The sequence below is a fragment of the uncultured Aliiroseovarius sp. genome (assembly GCF_947492455.1).
GTDB lineage: Bacteria > Pseudomonadota > Alphaproteobacteria > Rhodobacterales > Rhodobacteraceae > Aliiroseovarius.
Genome location: NZ_CANLNB010000004.1, coordinates 184,356 through 202,245, shown reverse-complemented (window position 1 = coordinate 202,245; position 17,890 = coordinate 184,356). Strand labels below are relative to the sequence as shown.

Sequence of the window (17,890 nt, the reverse complement as noted above, 5' to 3'; positions counted from 1 at the left end):
CCTTATGACTGATTTCACGATTGCCTCGTTCAACGTCAAAAACTTGATTGGCGCGGACCAGGAGTTTTACAAGTTCCTCAGCTATACCCCCGAAGAATACGCGTGGAAGCGCGATTGGATGGCGGATCAGATGTTGACGCTGGACGCCGACATCATCGGTTTTCAGGAAATCTTCGAGGAAGACGCCCTTTTGGACGTGATTGGCGAGGCGAACACCCGCGCCCACGAGCTGAACGCGGCAACCATCCCGGATGAAACCAAGCGCTATCACCGCAAGGCGATCTTTCGCAAATTAGCGGTGACGCCGTGGCCCAAGGATGGGCTGGTCTTCGCCCCGAACTCGGCCGATGGCGGCCCCGGCGAACGGCGCCCCGGCGTCGCGATCCTGTCGCGCTTTGGCTTTGTGGGTGAGCCCGAGATTATTCAGGACCTACCCGAGCCCGTGACCATCCCCTTCCCTGCCCTGCGCGGGGACGAGGGCGATGCGGGATCATATACGCTCACCCGCCTGTCGCGACCGATCCTGAAGGTGCGCATTCCTGTCGGGGATCAGGTCATCACGCTGTTCAATTGTCACCTGAAATCCAAACTGGGCGAGTTCATCCAGCCCAAAGGCGCCTCTTATCCGCCCGAGGCCGACTTGACCCAATATGACCCCATTGGCCGCGCCCTTGGCTCTGCCAGATCCGCCATGCGCCGGATGGCCGAGGCATGGGTTCTGCGCAAGCTGGTGGTCGCCGAGATCAAGGCCGGCCATCCCGTCGCCGTAATGGGGGATTTCAACGATGGCGAACACGCCGTTAGCTCGGAAATCATCGCGGGCGAGGTACCGTTCAAAAACTATTCGTGGATGCTGCGCCACGACGCCAAGACGGACCGCGATCGTTATAGCCGCGAGGAAAACAAGCAGATCACCGCGGCGGTCGAGGCGTTCCGCCTGCATTCCGCCGAGAAGCTCTTTGTGCGCAAATCGCTGCGCGACATGGTCTATACCTCGGCCTTCGGGGGCGTGTTTGAAAGCATCGACCAGATCTTCCTCAGCCGTCATTTCCATCCGGACAATGCAAAACGGATCGCCGACATGACCTATTTCAGCGTGCTGAATGACCACATCACCGACGGGTCCCACCCCGAGGCCCCGTATAACAAGCTCGCCTCGGACCACGGGCAGATTATGGCGCATTTGACCCTGCTTGGGGACGAGGAATGATCGTCATCCCCAACGACAAGGGCGTGGCGCTTCACGTCGTTGAAAGCGGCCCGAAAGACGGACCCGCCGTGGTGTTCGCCCATGCGCTGGGATCGGACCTGACCATGTGGGACGCGGTGGTGGACGCCCTTCCCGACCGCCTGCGCCTGATCCGCATGGACATGCGCGGGCATGGTCAAAGCCCCTGCCCCGAGGGTCCCTATCCGATGGGCGATCTGGTGGGCGACGCGGCTCGCGCGCTGGACAATCTGGGCGTGAAAGAGTGTGTCTTCGTCGGGCTGTCCATCGGCGGCATCATCGCGCAGGGACTGGCGGCGGAACGGCTGGATCTGGTGCGCGCGCTGGTAATCTCGAACACGGCGGCGAAGATCGGCACGCCGTGGATTTGGGAGGCGCGGATCAAGAAGGTGCGCGACAGCGGGATCGACGCCGTGGTAGACGCCAATATCGACCGCTGGTTTTCGCGCGCCACCAAACGCGATCACCCTGAACTTCTGGACGACGCCCGCGCCCGCATGCGTGCCACGCCACATCAGGGCTATCTGGGGTGCATGGAGGCCATCGCCGACACCGACCTTTACGAAAGCACCGCGCGGCTTCGGCTGCCGACGCTGGCGATTGCGGGCAGCGAAGATGGCTCGACCCCAGCCGACATGGTGCGCGAGACCGCCGGGCTGATCCCCGGATCGCGGTTCGAACTGATCCGCGGCACCGGCCATATGTCTCCGGTCGAAAAGCCCGCCGAGTACGCAGCACTTCTGACGGACTTCCTGCGCTCCATCGGGCATTTCTAGGAAACGCCGCGTCGTTTTCCGACCTTCCTGTCGCAGTTTTGTTGGCAAGCCCGCGTTTTCCGCGCAAGCTTTCAGAAAACATGACACCAACAGGAGCCGCCATGGACCGGATCAAAGCCGCCGTCTGCCACGAATTCGGGAAACCGCTGGTCATCGAAGAGATCGCCATCCGCCCTCCAGAAGGCAGCGAGGTCGAGGTGACGCTGGATGCCGTCGCCATTTGCCACAGCGACATTTCCTATGCGGATGGCGCGTGGGGTGGATCCCTGCCCGCCGTCTATGGGCACGAGGCTGCCGGACGGATCACCAATGTCGGCGATCACGTGAAAGGTCTGTCCGTGGGCGACCCGGTCGTCGTGACCCTGATCCGCGCCTGTCAGACCTGCCCTAGCTGCGCTTCTGGCACGCCAACGGCCTGCGGCACGCCCTATGATGGGGATCACGGGCCGATCACCGATGTGGACGGCGGGAAAATGCATCAGGCGATGGCCACCGGTGCCTTCGCCGAACGTGTCGTGGTCGAGCAAAGCCAAGTGGTGAAACTGCCCGAGGATATGGCGATGGATGTCGCCTCCTTGCTGGCTTGCGGCGTCATCACCGGCGTCGGGGCTGCGGTGAATGCAGGCGGCGTGCGCGCGGGCGATGTGGTCGTGGTGATCGGCGCGGGTGGCGTGGGTTTGAACGCAATCCAAGGCGCGCGCATCGCCGGTGCCTCGCGCATCATCGCGGTGGACATGTCGGAAGATAAGCTGGACGTGGCGATGGAGTTCGGCGCGACGGACGGTGTACTTGCCACGTCCGAGAAGCCCTGGAAAGCCGCCATGAAAGCCGCCGGGCGTGGGGCCGACGCGGTGTTGGTGACGGTGGGCGCAATTCCCGCCTATGACTCTGCGCCACGCTATCTGGCCCCCGGCGGCAAGGTCGTCATGGTCGGCATGCCGCATTCCGGCGACATGTCCAGCTATGAACCCGTGGTTCTGGCGGCCCTTGGTCAGGGCATGGTCGGCTCGAAAATGGGCGACGTGGTCATCCAGCGCGACATCCCGTGGATGATCGACCTTTATCAACAGGGCCGGCTGAAGCTGGACGAACTGATCTCGGGCCGTTGGTCGTTTGACCAGATCAACGAGGCGATTGCCGACACCAAGACCGGCGCGGCGCGGCGCAACGTCATCCTGTTCGACAAGGTCTAATACCATGCGCCTGAAGGATCTCGACATCATCGTCACCGCGCCCCCGGCCCCCGGCTGGGGCGGGCGGTATTGGATCTTCGTGAAAGTCACGACCGATGACGGGATCACCGGCTGGGGCGAGGTCTATGCCAGCGCCGTTGGCCCCGACGCCATGCGCGCGGTGATCGAGGATGTGTTTGCCCGCCACATGCAGGGCGAAAATCCCGAGAACATCGAGCTGATGTTCCGCCGCGCCTATTCCGCGGGTTTCACCCAGCGCCCCGACCCCACGGTGATGGGTGCGTTTTCGGGGTTGGAGATCGCCTGCTGGGACATTTTGGGCAAGGCGCGAAACCGGCCCGTCTGGGCGCTGCTTGGTGGCAAGATGAACGAACGTCTGCGCTCTTACACCTACCTCTATCCCAATCCCGACCACGCGTTGCCGGAGTTTTGGACTTCACCCGAGATGGCCGCAGAAGCCGCGCTCACTCGCGTAGAACAGGGCTTCACCGCTCTCAAATTCGACCCCGCCGGGCCGTACACGATCCGCTCGGGCCACATGCCGTCGATGAAGGACATCTCGCGATCCGAAGCGTTCTGCAAAGCGATCCGCGAGGCCGTCGGTGACCGCGCTGACCTTCTGTTCGGAACCCACGGCCAGTTCACCACCGGCGGCGCGATCCGCATGGCGGAAGCCATCGCCCCCTATCAGCCGCTCTGGTTCGAGGAACCCATCCCGCCCGACAACATCGCAGAAATGGCCAAAGTCGCGCGCGCCAGTTCGGTCCCCGTCGCAACTGGGGAACGCCTTTCCACCAAAGCCGAATTCGCGGAAGTGCTGCGCCAAGGGGCTGCCTCGATCCTGCAACCTGCGCTTGGCCGTGCGGGCGGGATTTGGGAGGCCAAGAAGATCGCAGCGATTGCCGAAGTCCACAACGCCCTTGTCGCCCCACACCTTTATGCGGGCCCCATCGAGTGGGCGGCGAATGTGCAACTGGGCGCCTCGATCCCCAACCTGCTGATGGTCGAGACCATCGAACAGGGCGGCGACTTCCACCTCGCCTTGATCGGTCACACGATCCGCTGGGAAGAGGGCTTCGTGATCCCGCCCGACGCGCCGGGGCTGGGGATCAACCCTGACGAAGACCTGATGCGCGCGCATCCCTATACCGGCGACGGGTTGCATCTGGAAATGCAGGAAGACCCCTGCAGCTATACCGAAGAGAACTGCTTTGAAGGTGGTGCACCGGCACCAAAAGACGACCGCTGATTAGCAGTGCGACAACAGCGGCTTTCCGTTTTTCAGATGCCGCGCCACCAGTTTTTTCTGCCGCTTCCCATCGGGCGCGAAAGTGGCGAACTCGGGGGTATAGTCTCGGTCCGCAAGCTCGGGGAACAGCGCCAGCACCTCGTCCCGCGCCTCGTCACTTATCGCCTTCAATGCCTCGGGTCCGGTATAGAGGCTTTCGCTGGGTGCGCCCTCGGCATAGACCACCTGATGGTCATCAAACAGCATGTGGTAATAGGTGACCTCGGCCACGGATTGATCCACGTAAATGCCCGGAAGCGCGGTCAGTTTGATCGCGTGGACCAACACATCTGAGGTCCCGAACATCCGCCGCGCGATAGGGGATTGGACCAGCATCCGGTGCTGGCGAGACACCAACAAATCGCGCTTGGGCAAGCCGATGCCCAGTGCGCCGGCAGCAATTCGGATCGGAAACAGCTTCGGATTGTCCAAGAGCTGGAGTGACGAGACCGGGCTTTGCCCGATCCAGCGCACGGGCTTCAACCCGTCAGAGGTCAGGACCTGGTCGCCTTCGTGAATGTCTTCAATCGCAACGGGGCCGCGATCCGTTTCAATCAGCGTTCCGGCTGTAAAACAGGTTACATCGGTCCAAGCAAAGCCCGAAAAGATCTCTTTCGCTCCGCCGTCGCTGACTACGACCGAGCCATCATCGAACGCCGACCCCGGCGCGGGCACGAAGACACTCGTCGCTCCAGAGTTCCACCAAAAGAAATCTTCGGTATGCGTGACCCCATTTGAATCTGTGAACGTGAGTTCGCGTGTTCCTCCGTAGATGTCGCCATATGTTGTGCCGCCGATCGTGATTTCTTCGCTGGAATCAAGCGTGAAATAGGGCGACATAAGCGGGTCGTCATCTTCGATGGTCACCGGCTGCAACGTGATTGCAACGCCCGTGCCTGACCATATCCAACCTTGCGTGCTATAGGTGGCCATGCGCCCGCTCCACCTTTGTCGCTCGCACCATATGACGCCAGATGTTCGGCGACAGAGAGGATCCCGCACTCGCCCCGTAGGCCGAAGTTTGGTGACGCTTGATCCTGTCGATCGTCATCATGGGTTTGCCTGCTTTCATTGTAGATTGGCGCCGGTTGAACGTGCGGCCATCAATCTCCCTTAACGAAAGATTACCCTAAATAAACTCTCTTTCAAGTAGTATTCCCCATAAAGTGGTATCCCTTACACTTTGACCACATACGAACAGCCATTGCGGTCGCGGCACATTTTTCTGGATTTTGGATACATTATCCCGTACTGGTGACCCTAGCCCTAGATTGCAAAGGAAACCCCATGTCCAAAACCGTGTTCGCAGGTACGATGCCTGCCCTGATGACCCCCTGCAAAGATGACCGCACCCCGGATTACGATGCGCTGGTCCGTAAAGGGCACGAGATGATCGCGGCAGGGATGTCCGCCGTTGTCTATTGCGGCTCGATGGGCGACTGGCCACTGCTGACCGATGAAGAGCGGATGACCGGCGTCGAGCGTCTGGTCGACGCTGGCATTCCGGTGGTTGTCGGGACCGGCGCGATCAACTCGAAATCCGCCGTGGCGCATGCAGCACACGCCCAGAAAGTTGGCGCCGTCGGTCTAATGGTCATCCCGCGCGTCTTGTCCCGTGGGGCGTCGATGGCGGCGCAGAAGAACCACTTCAAGGCCATTCTGTCCGCTGCACCCGACGTGCCCGCCATCATCTATAACAGCCCGGTTTATGGCTTCGCGACCAAAGCGGATCTGTTCTTCGCCCTGCGCGCCGAGCATCCCAACCTGATCGGCTTCAAGGAGTTCGGCGGCAAGGACGACCTGCGCTATGCAGCCGAGCACATCACAAGCCAAGACGACGACGTCACCCTGATGGTCGGCGTCGATACCGAGGTCTATCATGGCTTCGTCAACTGCGGCGCGACGGGTTCGATCACCGGGATCGGCACCGCCCTTCCGAAAGAGGCTCTGCTGCTGGCGGCCCTGTCCCAAAAGGCTGCCGAAGGCCACGCCGAGGCCCGCAAACGCGCGCAAGAGCTGGAAGACGCCTTTGCAGTGCTCGCCAGCTTTGATGAGGGCACGGATCTGGTGCTCTACTACAAGCACCTGTTGGTTCTGAATGGCGAAGACGAATACCGCCTGCATTTCAACGAGACCGACGAACTGTCCGCCGCCCAGCGCAACTATTGCGAACAGCAATACACCCTGTTCCAGACGTGGTTTGCGGACTGGTCGAAACAGGGTGGCGTCATCGCCGAGTGCATGTAAGCTCTGACAAAACACGAGGTTCCAGATGCGCAGCAGCAAGACCATTCATGTTGTCTCGGCCCATGCCGAAGGCGAGGTCGGCGACGTCATCGTCGGCGGCGTAGCCCCACCCCCGGGCGACTCGGTGTGGGAGCAACGCAATTTCATTGCCGAAGACCAGACCCTGCGCAACTTCGTCCTAAACGAGCCACGTGGCGGCGTGTTTCGCCACGTGAACTTGCTGGTCCCGCCCAAGCATCCCGACGCCGATGCTGCGTGGATCATTATGGAGCCGGAAGACACCCCGCCGATGTCGGGCTCGAACTCGATCTGTGTGTCGACCGTGCTGCTGGACAGCGGCATCCTGCCCATGACGGAACCGGAAACACACCTGACGTTGGAAGCTCCGGGAGGGCTGGTCCGCGTGCGCGCCGAATGCCGAAACGGCAAGGCCGAGCGGATCTATGTGCAGAACGTCGCCAGCTTTGCCGACAAGCTGGACGCGATGATCGAGGTCGAGGGGATTGGCACCCTGCGCGTCGACACCGCCTTTGGTGGCGACAGCTTCGTGATCGTGGACGCCGCTGACCTTGGCTTTGCCCTGACCCCGGACGAGGCCCGCGACCTTGCCCGCACCGGGGCAAGGATCACCGATGCGGCCAACGAGCAGTTGGGCTTCAACCACCCGGAAACCGATTGGAACCACATCTCGTTCTGCCAAATCGCAGGTCCGCTGACCCGTGAAGGCGACGTACTGACCGGCAAGAACACCGTGGCCATCAAACCCGGCAAGCTGGACCGCTCGCCCTGCGGCACCGGTGCGTCGGCCCGCATGGCGATGCTGTTGGCGAAAGGGCAGATGCAAGCGTCAGATCGCTATCACGCCCGATCCGTCATCGACAGCGAGTTCCGCTGCCGCATTGTCGAGACCTTCGACCTAAACGGACGCCCCGCCATCACGCCCGAGATCTCGGGCCGTGGGTGGATCACCGGCACGCACCAGCACATGTTGGACCCGGAAGACCCGTGGCCCGGTGGCTATCGCCTCAGCGATACGTGGGGGGCTTAACCAGCCCCTTGCACATCCCGCACCCGCACACCAAAATGCCCGACAACCAAAAACCGGGATCACCCTATGACCGCCAAACGCAAGATCGCACGCCAAAGCCTTCCGGATGTCATCGCCAATGACCTGCGCGAGCGCATTCTGAGCGGCGAACTGGCCGAAGGCGAGGTGATCCGGCAAGAGGCCTTAGCCGACGAGTACGACGTCTCGCGCATGCCCATCCGCGAGGCGTTGAAGCGGCTGGATTCCGAGGGTCTGGTGCATCTGACCAACAATCGCGGTGCCTCGGTCGTGAAGCATTCCATCGCTGAAATCGCCGAGATTTTCGACCTGCGTATCCTGATTGAGGTTGATCTGTTCAAGCGTGCAATCCCCAACATGACGCAGGCCGATTTTGCCCGGTGCGAGGGTATTCTGGACAAGATGGAGGCCTCGTATGACGCGGATGACGTGACCCAGTGGGGCGCGTTGAACTTCGACTATCACACGGCGCTTTATGCCGCCGCCGGGCGCGGATTGACGAACGAGCTGCTGCACCGCGTGAACCTGCAATCGGACCGCTATGTCCGGATGCATCTGAGCATCAGCGGCAAGCGCGAGTCCGCCAAGGACGAACACCGCCGTCTTCTAAGCTTCGCCAAAGCCGGGGACGTTGACGCGGCCGCGGCCCTTCTGACCCACCACATCAGCCACACCAAGACCGAGCTTCTGGGCGTGATCTCCGAGCTTCGGGACGCCGAAACGCGCTGAGCGTAGAAGGTGGCACAAAAATCGCCCGGCGATTGGCTATGCGAGTTCTGGCTTGATGACGATCTTTCCCAAAACCCTGCCCTTACCCGTCCGCGCCAAGGCCTCGGGAACGGATGCAATAGGCAACACGGCGTCGATATGCGGAACAATCCGACCCTGAAGTGCAATCTCGGCCACGCGCCGCGTCAGATCCTGACCGGACGGCACCAAAAGCATCCCGATTGATTTCCCGCGTGACAGAAGCTTTCCTCCGAACACGATGGACAGAAGCGTGGGAACGTCGCCGCCCAGCGCCATATAGGCCCCACCTTCGGCAAGCGCCCGAGAGATCTCGCGCGGGCCGCGGGTTGCGACCATGTCGAGGATTCGATCCCATGTCTGCCCCGTTTCGGTGAAGTTCACCTTGGCATAGTCGATCACCTCGTCCGCGCCCAAACTGGCAAGCCATTCAGTTTTGCTGGCGTTGTCCACCGCAGTCACATGTACGCCAGCCGCCTTCGCTAGTTGCATCACCATCGTCCCGGACCCGCCGCCTGCCCCGTTGATCAGCATCCGATCCCCGTCTGACAGCCCATCGGTGCCCGCCACAGCGATCCCACCCGCCTGCGGGATGCAGGCCGCGATCTCATCCGAAAGCGCATCGGGGACAGCCACGGTTTCGTCGGCGGGCACACAGGCAAATTCAGCAAAACCGCCGCGCGTCATGACGTAGTCCCCCATGACCCGCTGCCCGATCTTAAAGCCGCTGACACCCTCGCCCAGCTTGTCGACAATCCCGACAATGTCCGACCCCAGAACCGGCACCTTCGGTTTAAACAGCCCCCCAACCATGCGCACCCATGCAGGCGCACCGGTCAGGTATTCCCAATCGGACAGGTTAACCGCGCAGGCCAGAACCTTGACCCGGATTTCCCCCTTGGCGGGTTCGGGCATGTCGATCTCTTCCAACCGAAGCTGCTCGGGACCGCCATACCGATCATAGATAACGGCTTTCATGGTCTATTCCTTGCTATCAGATATCGGCGCGTCAGCCGCAATTCTTTCAGCAGGATAGCAGACTCAGACCGGGCTTACTTTGATTTCCCGCCTGCCTTCTGCGACAGGAAATAGCTGAGCGCCCCGATGACAAGCGCCACCGCCGCGCCATACCCCAGCAGGTCGCGTTCGCCGTCCCACGTAACAACCTGCCCCAAAAACAGCACGCCAAGCACGACGATCACCACGGCGATCAGCTTGTTCTTCAGATCATCCAGATTGTTGATCGTCAGCCAGTTTGGCAGCTTCACATTTGTGCTGATGAACAGCTCGTACAGCCCGATCGCGACAATGTAGAACACCGTCCCAAGCAAGAAGAGGTCGATGATTTCAATGAACTCCAGCGCAAGCGCCTTTGCAATCTTCCGCGTGACTTCACCGTTTTGAATAGTGCTCAAGATCAGCTGCACTGTCTCGAGCAGCCCATAGACAAGCAACGTCGTCGCGGCCAGAAGTGCGCCAATCACTGCCAAGATGACCAGAAAGCGGCTTGCGCCAAGGAGTGTGCTCATTCTTTTTGCTCCGTTTTCGCCTATCTGCGTGGCACGTCGGCCCGCGTCAAGCACAGTCTTGTGGTGAAGGAACTTCTAAAACGGTACTGGTACACAGCGGCAACCCGAGCCAAGCATGGTTGACGGATTGCCGCCCCTTACTGACCTTCGACGCCTTTGTTCGCAGCTTTCAGCTCGTACAGTTTGAACCTCGGATACTGCTCTATCAGGCGATAAGAGCCAGTGATAAACGCGCGCAGCTCAGGAAACTCGTTGAGCTGTTCTTCCGAGGATCGTTGATTACCAGTCACCCAAGGCACCGCGTCTTTCGGTTGCACGACGATGCGGGTGGGGGGAGAGGCCTTCAACCGCGCAATAAGATCCTGATTGTGCTGTCCTGCGTAGTGGTTGACCATGAACGGCCAAGAATAGGGGTATTTGTAGAGCGGGGGCGTTTCCGTCAGGAAATACAACATCGACGCATACCCCCAAACAAACAGCGTATCACCGGGTTCTTGGTGCTTGTTCAGCGCCGCCGCGACGTCGAGCGTTTCCGGAAGATCAAAGTCGGTGGTGGGTTTGAGCTCCGAGAAATACACACTTCCCTCACCGCCCGTCGCAAACGCGATGATCCCGAACTTATTCGACTTGGCAGCCGCGCTGGGAATGTAGAGCGCCAGCATCAAAACGCATGCAATTCCAAAGGACCGTTTACGATCGTCAAAGAGGGTAGAAAAATACTCGATCCCTACGCCGATCAGAAGTGCGTAAACCGGCACCAAAGGTAGGAAATGATACGCGAACCCCTTCCCTTGTGCTCCGCCAGACAGCCACCCGGCAAATATCCAAAGAATGCACAACGCCAAGGCGGTAGACCGTTTGGTTTTCACCCATTCAGATGCAGCGCAAAATAGTCCAGAGAACACCACGCCCAGAACATAGATCGAGGCCATTCCGGGAAGCAGGAAACCAACGAGTATTCCCGGAGCATCGGGATTTTTGTATCCGATATAGCTTAGAACGAACTCTTGAATCTGGATGAAGTCCGCCCAGGCCCCGAAATAAACGAGCACGGCAACCACAGCAGCAAGTGCAATTACCCCCCCGACGCAACAGGCAAGGAAGTCAGCGGCGTAGAAGCGGATGTCGCTTTTTCCAATCAGATTGGCAAGCAAAGGCACAAAAACCAGTATTCCCGCTCCGCCGATCGTGTACTTGAAACAAAAGGCAACTCCGAGGATTGCGCCAGCCCCGACCATCATAGCGAACCGCGTTTGGTCGTTTTTGCGTCTCCATCCCCTAAGCATAAGCAAGAGGGCTGGAACCGCCAGAAAACCTGCCCAGCCGTCCGTTTGCGCATGCTCCCAGTACCCATAGCTAAAGTACAGAACCGAGAACCCAATAGCCGTCGCAAAACCAAAGATCGGATGTCTGCCCAGTTGCCTGCCGATCTCGATCAGCCCCAGCACCGTAAGGGTCGCGATGACAAGATCCAGCGCACGAATTGCTGCCATACTGTGCCCGAAAAGAGCTTGCGACACCCAGTGCATGGCCGTCGTCAGCGGGGGCTTCATGTTGTAAACATCGCGGTAGGTCACAAGCCCTTCATCCAACCCGAAGGCGATCGTGGCGTGGATCCCCTGATCACGCCCAAAGGGCTCGAGAAGCGTGTAGGAGCCAATGAATGGAACCACGAGTATGGTGAATACGCGCACAGCCCACCAAACTGTCTCCCGCTCAAAGTTTTGCTGCATAGGCTGACCTGTGATGGAAAATGCTTTATGTTTTGAGTTACATAATCTTATAACCACTCCATAAAATTGAACAAGACTGGCCAAAAAGGCTTACAAATGAAGCGCAATACAATGGTTGAAACCGCAGATACTCCGTCGCCAGTTGCGCCCGAAGATGCCAGTGTTTCCATTGTCGTGCCGTTTCTTGATGAGGCATCAACCCTTGAAACGCTGTGCAGCCGCATTCAGGCCGTCATGGAAACGCTCGATCGCGAGTGGGAGCTGATCTTCGTTGATGACGGAAGCACCGACGGCGGCGGAGAAATTGCCGCCGATCTGGCAAGGCGCGAGCCTCAGGTGAAACTTGTTCGATTTACAAGAAACTTCGGCAAAGCATCCGCGCTGTCTGCGGGGATTGCGCAAGCACAGGGCGACATTATCGTGACCATGGATGCCGATCTTCAAGACGACCCTACTGAAATCCCACGCTTTTTGGAACGGCTGGCCGAAAACTACGACGTTGTATCCGGATGGAAACAGACACGTCATGATCCGCTGGGAAAAACACTGCCGTCACGCGTGTTTAACCGCATGACCGCAAAAATGTTCGATATCGACATTCATGACATTAACTGCGGCTTCAAGGCTTACACCCGACGCGCAGCGAAACGCCTGAACCTGTACGGAGAACTTCACCGCTTCACCCCAGCCCTACTGCACGCCGTCGGCTTTAACTGCACCGAAATCATCGTTCAACATCATGCGCGCGAGCACGGTCACTCGAAATATGGCACCAAGCGCATGATCAAAGGGTTCCTTGACCTCAGCACGGTGAAGCTTTTGACACGCTATCAATCGCGCCCCCTGCATTTCTTTGCGATGCTAGGCCTGCCACTGCTGCTTCTTGGCCTTGGCTTCATCTCTTACCTTTCGGTGCTTTGGCTGCTTGGCTTGGGGCCGATCGGGACGCGTCCGCTGCTGTTCATTGGCATTCTGTTTACCGTCACCGGCACGCAGATCCTTGGCGTCGGCCTTGTGGCAGAGCTTTTGCAAGCCTCGGGCCTGCGCGAACGTGACAAATACGTTATTGACGAAATCATTCAGTCCTAAGCCGCACAGCAAGTAGGCGGTGTGCGTTGCGCCAATGTGTGGTCAGGAGCCTGAGACGTTGGATCGAAACCTCCCGGTGGCACAGTCACGCGGCCTGTTCGCAGGCATCTCACCGCTCAGGACGACCCATCCAATTGCGCGCGTTTTTCGCGGTTTCTGATCAAGTGGACATTGTACAGCATCAACAGCAACGTCGCGCCCATCAACAACGAAATCGACACCGACCCAACCCGTATGCCTTCGAAAGTAAGAAGGGCGGATGCAAGCGCACGCAGGACAAAAAAGCTTTTGGACACAATGGCCTGTCCGGCCTGACGAGACTGCCAGGCTTGCAAAAGCCACGATCCAAAAAACACGGCTCCACCGATCAAACCCACGGCCTCATCGACGAGAAAACTGGTTAAGTCCATCTGCACATACTCCTTGCGCCTGCAAGATAACACGGTTGATCGGGATTGTGGCACCTATCACAGCTTCCCAAATCTCACTTAAAGTAGAACCGACTACTTGTAAGAGAAAGCAACATCGCGCAAAAACTCACAAGATTTTCGCCTCCTAGCGTGCCCTAGCGGGAAGTTTCCCCATTTTCTGGCGATGCCTTTTTGAAAGGTTATTATGCACGTATTTAAATTCTTCCTATCGGGTTTATTCATCCTCTTCGGCGGAACCCTACATGCTCAGGACGTCATTCCACTGACGGATAAAGGCGGCTTGCACGCAGCCTATGTCGTTCCAACAGATGTCCGAGACCGGGTAGATGTTCAGCTGATCGTTCTCTCAGGCGCACATGATGATCCCGAGCCCTCTGGCACCGCGCATCTGACAGAGCATCTGGCCGCCTTTTCCGCAGATGCCACTGTCCTGAGACAGCCCCGAGAGCGGGATATTCACGCCACCATCCACAATGTCGCAACCGTGTACACGAACTCGGGCACGCCAGACGAGGTTGACAAGCTTATGCGGCTGTCGCGGGCAGTTCTGGACAGCCCGAAATTGCCTGACGGCTTCGCAGAAAGCGAAATTGACATCCTGCACCGCGAGACTCTGCTGCGCGAGCGGCAGTCATCGTACCGGTGGCTGCAACGAAAGGCGTTGCAAAACCTTTATGGATCGCTTCGCGGGCGCGCCAATAATACCATCGACGACCTGCCCAAGTTAAACCTTGAGGCCGCGTATCAGTTCCACAAAGAGCACTATGTTCCGTCCAACGTCTCGTTGATTATTTCTGGAAATATCGCGCCAGACGACGCCGCTGAGCTTGTGGCGAAGTATTTCAAGGACACGGTGCATACCGCCCCGCCGCCGGACAAGCCTTGGTTGGCTCAGAGACCCGATCCCGCGCTTCGATATGTCGAGCGCATCCAATCAGACAGGCTGATGCATGACACGGTCCAGCTTGTGAAGTTTGTAGAATTTGAGGGCCGGACAACCAGTGTTGACATGCAGGGCGCGTTTTTCATCGCAACAACCATTTTGCAAAATCGGCTTTCCAAGGCGCTTTACTACGACACCAATCAGTTCCTCAAGATGGAGATAGACATCTACTTCTCGAAGGCTGCAGACCTTGAGCTTTCGATAATTGCCGAACTAATGCCGGGTGTTAGTCTCGAGGATGCACACGATACGCTGAACACAACTCTGGCCGGCCTGCTGAAGACGCCGATCAGCCCGCAAGAGATCAAGCGCGCGCGCCACCAACAGATCGAAGGCGCCCAGAATGTCGCACGCCGCGCTTCGGGCTTTCTGTATTTCCTACTGAATGTCGCCGCGGACGGGTTCCCACCTGTCAGTCCCTCGATCTTCACCCATACCCTAAATGCTACATCAGATCAGGATGTTATTGAATTCATGACAAGCATTGTCAGCCCTGCCGCAACATCAGTCATTCTGGCCGAGAAAGCCGATTAAGATGCCACATCTTTCAGCCAAAATCGCAGCTATCCTGCTGGTTGTTTTGTCCCTTCTATCGCCCCAATCAGCGCACGCTGAACGGCTTGTCGCCACCAACAGAACAAGCACGGTCAACATGCCCGCCCTTCGTAACGGCCTTTCGGCACTCACATTCGTGTGGTCGCTTGATCAGCCAACCAATTCCCAAGCTTTGGCGCTGAAAGCGGGACTATCGAGCACGATTTCAGGCGGGACAGAAAATCGGTCAGCTTACAGCGTCGCGGATTTTCTCTGGCTCAAAGGCATCGAGTATCGCGTCGCCTCCACAGCCCAACACCTGATGCTCACCATCACCGCCCCAGACGAGAATATCCTGACCGCACTGGATTATTTTGAGGTCCTGTTCCACGATGCAAGTTATTCGAAGGACTGGTATGCGCGAGAGCTTCAGCAACTGGGGCTTCGGATCTCTAGCAAAACCGGCCGCCCCGAAGATGTGCTGAACGAGATCGCCTATTACCTAGACTACCTCCCCGGAGGCGAAACCCAATCCGCGCAAGACCACCGGTATCGTTTCGGACGCCCTGATCAGGTGATTATCAGGTCCGACGTCAGCGGCATTGAGCGTCGTGCGACGCGTTTGATCGACACGCTACCCGCAGCAAAACGACAGACTCTTAGTTCGGTTTGGAAGTGGATCACCTCTTACTTCGAGATGGATGATCAACCGTATTCTCTGCCCACCGGGACCATTCATTTCCATGACACCGACGCGACCGAAATGCTTGTCCTGCTTATCAAAGCCAAGACATTTCAGGACACTGCGCAGCTGTTGGGTGCAAATCTTCTGGTCGACTATATCGGCGCCAATCAAGGGTCCGAGATGTTTCAAATCATCCGGCAGGACATGCGTGCAGCCTATGACCCAAGATCTGATTTTATCATCATGGGCAAGAATAAGGCGATCATGACGCTCAGCGCCACCACAAAGGCGACCAACTGGCCTGACGTATATCAGCGCATCAAGGACATCTATATCGCCACACGCGCAGGAAATGCGGAAATGGCCGGACTAAACCTTCAGCATTCAACGATGGATCGGGGCTATGCCTTCGACTTCTTCATGGATTCTGAATTCGGCGCGTTGCATTACCTGCACGAACACCCCACCGGTACAGACGGCACTTTCAACCTATCATTTTTTACAGCGCTCGAAAACGTGTCACCCGTGAAGGTAAAACTAAATGCGCACGCGTTTTTGCCACCATGGAACGATTTTCTGCTCATCTTGATCGGAGGAGGCGAACCCCCGAATGCGGAGTTGAAGTCAAAAGGCTATTGCGTGCTCCCAAAGAACACACCGCTAAGCTATTGCCTTGACTCACTGACTGGCGCGCACAGCTGACTGATGTCGCCCACAAACTGCAGCCAATAAGCCCCGCGCCGCTAATCCCCGGAGGCAATGCAACGACACCCTATGAGACGTCACAACCCGCGTATCCCGAGCGAATGAGCCACCTCGAAAGCGCCGTTGGAAACATGTCCTACCGAGCAAAAAACTTGTTCTCACATGTGGCAAATTGGTTAGTGAACCCGGAAGCCGCGAACGATACAAAACCCGAAGCAAGCTCAACTCTGAGAGGAAAACCCGAGGGATCTAGCTTAGCGCGTGGTGAGTATGAACGAAGGGGCAACTAAGATGTGGAACAGAAGACCAATAATAGCCTTGCTTTTCGCGATCCTATTGCTTGCTCCATTTCTCGGAAAAACTGCGTTTGATCAGGTTAGCATTTCAAAAGAGAAGATAGCAGCAGAGAAGGAGCTTCTCAGTTCATTCAGTGAGATGGGCTACACTGAAATGTTGCTCGATGACTGTGTGATCGAATTTTCGAGAATACTTGAAAATGATCCACACGACCGAGTTGAAAGAAAATATAAGCGGCACATCAATCTCGAAAGCTTAGATGCGCTGAGCGCGACACGTGTTTACCAAGTAGGGCAATCCGCTGCGTACGGTTCCATTTTTGCATTCTCGGTGCCGTACAACGATAAATACTCCGATACCATTGATAAAATTAGAGATTTTAACTTTTACGTTAAAGTACAATTTCCCGGAATCAGATGGCCGTTTGAGTTCACCCAAGAGTTCCTCGAAATCGAAGAGCTTCTCAAAGAAAATTTCCCACAACTCCAAGAGATTAACTATTGGAGTTCCGATATTAAAAACATCCAATACACCCAGATCTTTGAGCGAGTAGATTTCACCTACTCCTCTGAGATTGAACTCAATCGCTTTCGCGCATCGCTGATCAACTACAGCAGATTGTATAGCTGCACGTAAGCGTGGCTGCTTCCGTTCCTACGCATACACAACACAAACGACACTCGACTCTCGCCGACTCCGCTTCCACATTGCTGCCTGCGATCAGGACGCCGAAGTTGCGCCAGCGGCATCCGAGCTCAATTTATTGCTCTAATATAGAAAATGGCGATCCCTGAAGGACTCGAACCCTCAACCTGCTGATTAGAAGTCAGCTGCTCTATCCAGTTGAGCTAAGGGACCGCTGGACGAAGCATTACCCCCGCCTGCGGTCCATTTTCAACCTGAAAACGTGGCTTAGCCGTTGATCTGCTTGGCGACGACCCAAGATACGGGGGCGGCGACAACGAAACCGGCGATCGCGGCATAGATGATCGGCTGGGCGGTATCCATGCCCACGGTCAACGCAGCAACGATGAAAATGCCGGCCAAGGTAGCGCCCAGAAGGATGTAGATCACGGCGGCAAGACGTAACATGTTAATCTCCTTGCATAATATTTGCAGGAGCGACCTTCTGCCCGTCTAAACCATGGCGCTTTGATCAGGATCAATCGCCCGCCATCGCACGCGCGACATAGTAACTCACCGGCAGGCCGATCACGAAGCCCACGGCTGCCGCGCTCAGAAGCGGCCACAGACCCGTCACGCCGTTTACAAGCGCGATTACCACCAACACCGACGCGACGGTCGAGCCGATGATGCCGTAAAACGTAGCGACGATTTTCCAAAGCGGTGCGCGCATGGGGGGTCTCCTTTGCGGGCGGCATAGCCCACGGGGCCCGCG

General features: G+C 57.8%; 18 protein-coding genes and 1 tRNA gene. 11 read left to right on the top strand and 8 right to left on the bottom strand.

Annotated elements, in window-relative coordinates; genetic code table 11:
• Positions 1 to 4: 4 nt before the first annotated feature.
• The 4 genes from Q0677_RS10900 (at position 5) to Q0677_RS10885 (ending at position 4,446) form a co-directional block, all read left to right on the top strand.
• A complete protein-coding gene (locus Q0677_RS10900) occupies positions 5 to 1,210 on the top strand; it encodes an endonuclease/exonuclease/phosphatase family protein (protein WP_298909615.1) in 1,206 nt (401 codons plus the stop codon).
• Positions 1,207 to 2,004 (top strand): 3-oxoadipate enol-lactonase, encoded by a 798-nt coding sequence (gene pcaD / locus Q0677_RS10895; protein WP_298909612.1) that lies wholly within the window; start codon positions 1,207 to 1,209, stop codon positions 2,002 to 2,004. The genes Q0677_RS10900 and pcaD overlap by 4 nt, the downstream gene beginning before the upstream one ends.
• A 101-nt stretch (positions 2,005 to 2,105) precedes the next feature.
• A complete protein-coding gene (locus Q0677_RS10890) occupies positions 2,106 to 3,197 on the top strand; it encodes a zinc-binding dehydrogenase (protein ID WP_298909609.1) in 1,092 nt (363 codons plus the stop codon).
• 4 nt (positions 3,198 to 3,201) lie between these two features.
• Positions 3,202 to 4,446 (top strand): mandelate racemase/muconate lactonizing enzyme family protein, encoded by a 1,245-nt coding sequence (locus tag Q0677_RS10885; RefSeq protein WP_298909606.1) that lies wholly within the window; start codon positions 3,202 to 3,204, stop codon positions 4,444 to 4,446.
• On the opposite strand, the gene Q0677_RS10880 is transcribed toward Q0677_RS10885, so the two are convergent.
• Positions 4,447 to 5,418, bottom strand: coding sequence for a Hint domain-containing protein (locus Q0677_RS10880; protein ID WP_298909603.1), 972 nt, complete (start codon positions 5,416 to 5,418; stop codon positions 4,447 to 4,449).
• Between the two features lie 354 nt (positions 5,419 to 5,772).
• Here Q0677_RS10880 and Q0677_RS10875 point away from each other — a divergent pair, with 354 nt between their 5' ends.
• From Q0677_RS10875 to Q0677_RS10865, 3 genes are all read left to right on the top strand, one after another.
• Complete coding sequence (locus tag Q0677_RS10875) at positions 5,773 to 6,732, top strand: dihydrodipicolinate synthase family protein (RefSeq protein WP_298909602.1); 960 nt, start codon at positions 5,773 to 5,775, stop codon at positions 6,730 to 6,732.
• Positions 6,733 to 6,757: 25 nt separating this feature from the next.
• A complete protein-coding gene (locus tag Q0677_RS10870; RefSeq protein ID WP_298909599.1) occupies positions 6,758 to 7,780 on the top strand; it encodes a proline racemase family protein in 1,023 nt (340 codons plus the stop codon).
• Positions 7,781 to 7,846: 66 nt separating this feature from the next.
• Positions 7,847 to 8,527, top strand: coding sequence for a GntR family transcriptional regulator (locus Q0677_RS10865; protein ID WP_298909596.1), 681 nt, complete (start codon positions 7,847 to 7,849; stop codon positions 8,525 to 8,527).
• Between the two features lie 36 nt (positions 8,528 to 8,563).
• Here Q0677_RS10865 and Q0677_RS10860 read toward each other — a convergent pair whose 3' ends face one another.
• From Q0677_RS10860 to Q0677_RS10850, 3 genes are all read right to left on the bottom strand, one after another.
• A complete protein-coding gene (locus tag Q0677_RS10860; RefSeq protein ID WP_298909593.1) occupies positions 8,564 to 9,523 on the bottom strand; it encodes an NAD(P)-dependent alcohol dehydrogenase in 960 nt (319 codons plus the stop codon).
• A 74-nt stretch (positions 9,524 to 9,597) separates the two neighbouring features.
• The gene (locus tag Q0677_RS10855; RefSeq protein ID WP_298909592.1) at positions 9,598 to 10,074 is read right to left on the bottom strand and encodes a YqhA family protein; all 477 of its coding nucleotides are present in this window, start codon (positions 10,072 to 10,074) and stop codon (positions 9,598 to 9,600) included.
• Between the two features lie 137 nt (positions 10,075 to 10,211).
• Positions 10,212 to 11,807 carry a glycosyltransferase family 39 protein gene (locus tag Q0677_RS10850; RefSeq protein ID WP_298909589.1) on the bottom strand — a complete coding sequence of 532 codons (1,596 nt, stop codon included), beginning with the start codon at positions 11,805 to 11,807 and terminating at the stop codon, positions 10,212 to 10,214.
• Between the two features lie 96 nt (positions 11,808 to 11,903).
• On the opposite strand from Q0677_RS10850, the gene Q0677_RS10845 reads away from it, so the two are divergent.
• Positions 11,904 to 12,896, top strand: coding sequence for a glycosyltransferase family 2 protein (locus Q0677_RS10845; RefSeq protein WP_298909587.1), 993 nt, complete (start codon positions 11,904 to 11,906; stop codon positions 12,894 to 12,896).
• A 116-nt stretch (positions 12,897 to 13,012) separates the two neighbouring features.
• On the opposite strand, the gene Q0677_RS10840 is transcribed toward Q0677_RS10845, so the two are convergent.
• Entirely contained in the window at positions 13,013 to 13,306 is a 294-nt protein-coding gene (locus Q0677_RS10840; protein WP_298909586.1) for a hypothetical protein, read from the bottom strand.
• Positions 13,307 to 13,511: 205 nt separating this feature from the next.
• Between Q0677_RS10840 and Q0677_RS10835 the strand changes: the two genes are divergently transcribed.
• From Q0677_RS10835 to Q0677_RS10825, 3 genes are all read left to right on the top strand, one after another.
• Entirely contained in the window at positions 13,512 to 14,804 is a 1,293-nt protein-coding gene (locus tag Q0677_RS10835) for an insulinase family protein (RefSeq protein WP_298909583.1), read from the top strand.
• Between the two features lies 1 nt (position 14,805).
• Positions 14,806 to 16,191 carry a hypothetical protein gene (locus Q0677_RS10830; protein WP_298909581.1) on the top strand — a complete coding sequence of 462 codons (1,386 nt, stop codon included), beginning with the start codon at positions 14,806 to 14,808 and terminating at the stop codon, positions 16,189 to 16,191.
• Between the two features lie 294 nt (positions 16,192 to 16,485).
• Complete coding sequence (locus Q0677_RS10825; protein WP_298909577.1) at positions 16,486 to 17,127, top strand: hypothetical protein; 642 nt, start codon at positions 16,486 to 16,488, stop codon at positions 17,125 to 17,127.
• A 145-nt stretch (positions 17,128 to 17,272) separates the two neighbouring features.
• On the opposite strand, the gene Q0677_RS10820 is transcribed toward Q0677_RS10825, so the two are convergent.
• The 3 genes from Q0677_RS10820 to Q0677_RS10810 all read right to left on the bottom strand — a co-directional run bounded on the left by Q0677_RS10820 (position 17,273) and on the right by Q0677_RS10810 (position 17,848).
• A tRNA-Arg gene (locus Q0677_RS10820) sits at positions 17,273 to 17,349 on the bottom strand.
• A 54-nt stretch (positions 17,350 to 17,403) separates the two neighbouring features.
• The gene (locus tag Q0677_RS10815; protein WP_298909574.1) at positions 17,404 to 17,583 is read right to left on the bottom strand and encodes a CTP synthetase; all 180 of its coding nucleotides are present in this window, start codon (positions 17,581 to 17,583) and stop codon (positions 17,404 to 17,406) included.
• 70 nt (positions 17,584 to 17,653) lie between these two features.
• Positions 17,654 to 17,848 (bottom strand): CTP synthetase, encoded by a 195-nt coding sequence (locus Q0677_RS10810; protein ID WP_298909572.1) that lies wholly within the window; start codon positions 17,846 to 17,848, stop codon positions 17,654 to 17,656.
• Positions 17,849 to 17,890: the final 42 nt, after the last annotated feature.

Excerpts from the sequence above, each read along its gene's own strand:
- Q0677_RS10900 (WP_298909615.1), top strand. The coding sequence starts at position 5 with ATGACTGATTTCACGATTGCCTCGTTCAACGTCAAAAACTTGATTGGC.
- pcaD (WP_298909612.1), top strand. The coding sequence starts at position 1,207 with ATGATCGTCATCCCCAACGACAAGGGCGTGGCGCTTCACGTCGTTGAA.
- Q0677_RS10890 (WP_298909609.1), top strand. The coding sequence starts at position 2,106 with ATGGACCGGATCAAAGCCGCCGTCTGCCACGAATTCGGGAAACCGCTG.
- Q0677_RS10885 (WP_298909606.1), top strand. The coding sequence starts at position 3,202 with ATGCGCCTGAAGGATCTCGACATCATCGTCACCGCGCCCCCGGCCCCC.
- Q0677_RS10880 (WP_298909603.1), bottom strand. The coding sequence starts at position 5,418 with ATGGCCACCTATAGCACGCAAGGTTGGATATGGTCAGGCACGGGCGTT.
- Q0677_RS10875 (WP_298909602.1), top strand. The coding sequence starts at position 5,773 with ATGTCCAAAACCGTGTTCGCAGGTACGATGCCTGCCCTGATGACCCCC.
- Q0677_RS10870 (WP_298909599.1), top strand. The coding sequence starts at position 6,758 with ATGCGCAGCAGCAAGACCATTCATGTTGTCTCGGCCCATGCCGAAGGC.
- Q0677_RS10865 (WP_298909596.1), top strand. The coding sequence starts at position 7,847 with ATGACCGCCAAACGCAAGATCGCACGCCAAAGCCTTCCGGATGTCATC.
- Q0677_RS10860 (WP_298909593.1), bottom strand. The coding sequence starts at position 9,523 with ATGAAAGCCGTTATCTATGATCGGTATGGCGGTCCCGAGCAGCTTCGG.
- Q0677_RS10855 (WP_298909592.1), bottom strand. The coding sequence starts at position 10,074 with ATGAGCACACTCCTTGGCGCAAGCCGCTTTCTGGTCATCTTGGCAGTG.
- Q0677_RS10850 (WP_298909589.1), bottom strand. The coding sequence starts at position 11,807 with ATGCAGCAAAACTTTGAGCGGGAGACAGTTTGGTGGGCTGTGCGCGTA.
- Q0677_RS10845 (WP_298909587.1), top strand. The coding sequence starts at position 11,904 with ATGAAGCGCAATACAATGGTTGAAACCGCAGATACTCCGTCGCCAGTT.
- Q0677_RS10840 (WP_298909586.1), bottom strand. The coding sequence starts at position 13,306 with ATGGACTTAACCAGTTTTCTCGTCGATGAGGCCGTGGGTTTGATCGGT.
- Q0677_RS10835 (WP_298909583.1), top strand. The coding sequence starts at position 13,512 with ATGCACGTATTTAAATTCTTCCTATCGGGTTTATTCATCCTCTTCGGC.
- Q0677_RS10830 (WP_298909581.1), top strand. The coding sequence starts at position 14,806 with ATGCCACATCTTTCAGCCAAAATCGCAGCTATCCTGCTGGTTGTTTTG.
- Q0677_RS10825 (WP_298909577.1), top strand. The coding sequence starts at position 16,486 with ATGTGGAACAGAAGACCAATAATAGCCTTGCTTTTCGCGATCCTATTG.
- Q0677_RS10815 (WP_298909574.1), bottom strand. The coding sequence starts at position 17,583 with ATGTTACGTCTTGCCGCCGTGATCTACATCCTTCTGGGCGCTACCTTG.
- Q0677_RS10810 (WP_298909572.1), bottom strand. The coding sequence starts at position 17,848 with ATGCGCGCACCGCTTTGGAAAATCGTCGCTACGTTTTACGGCATCATC.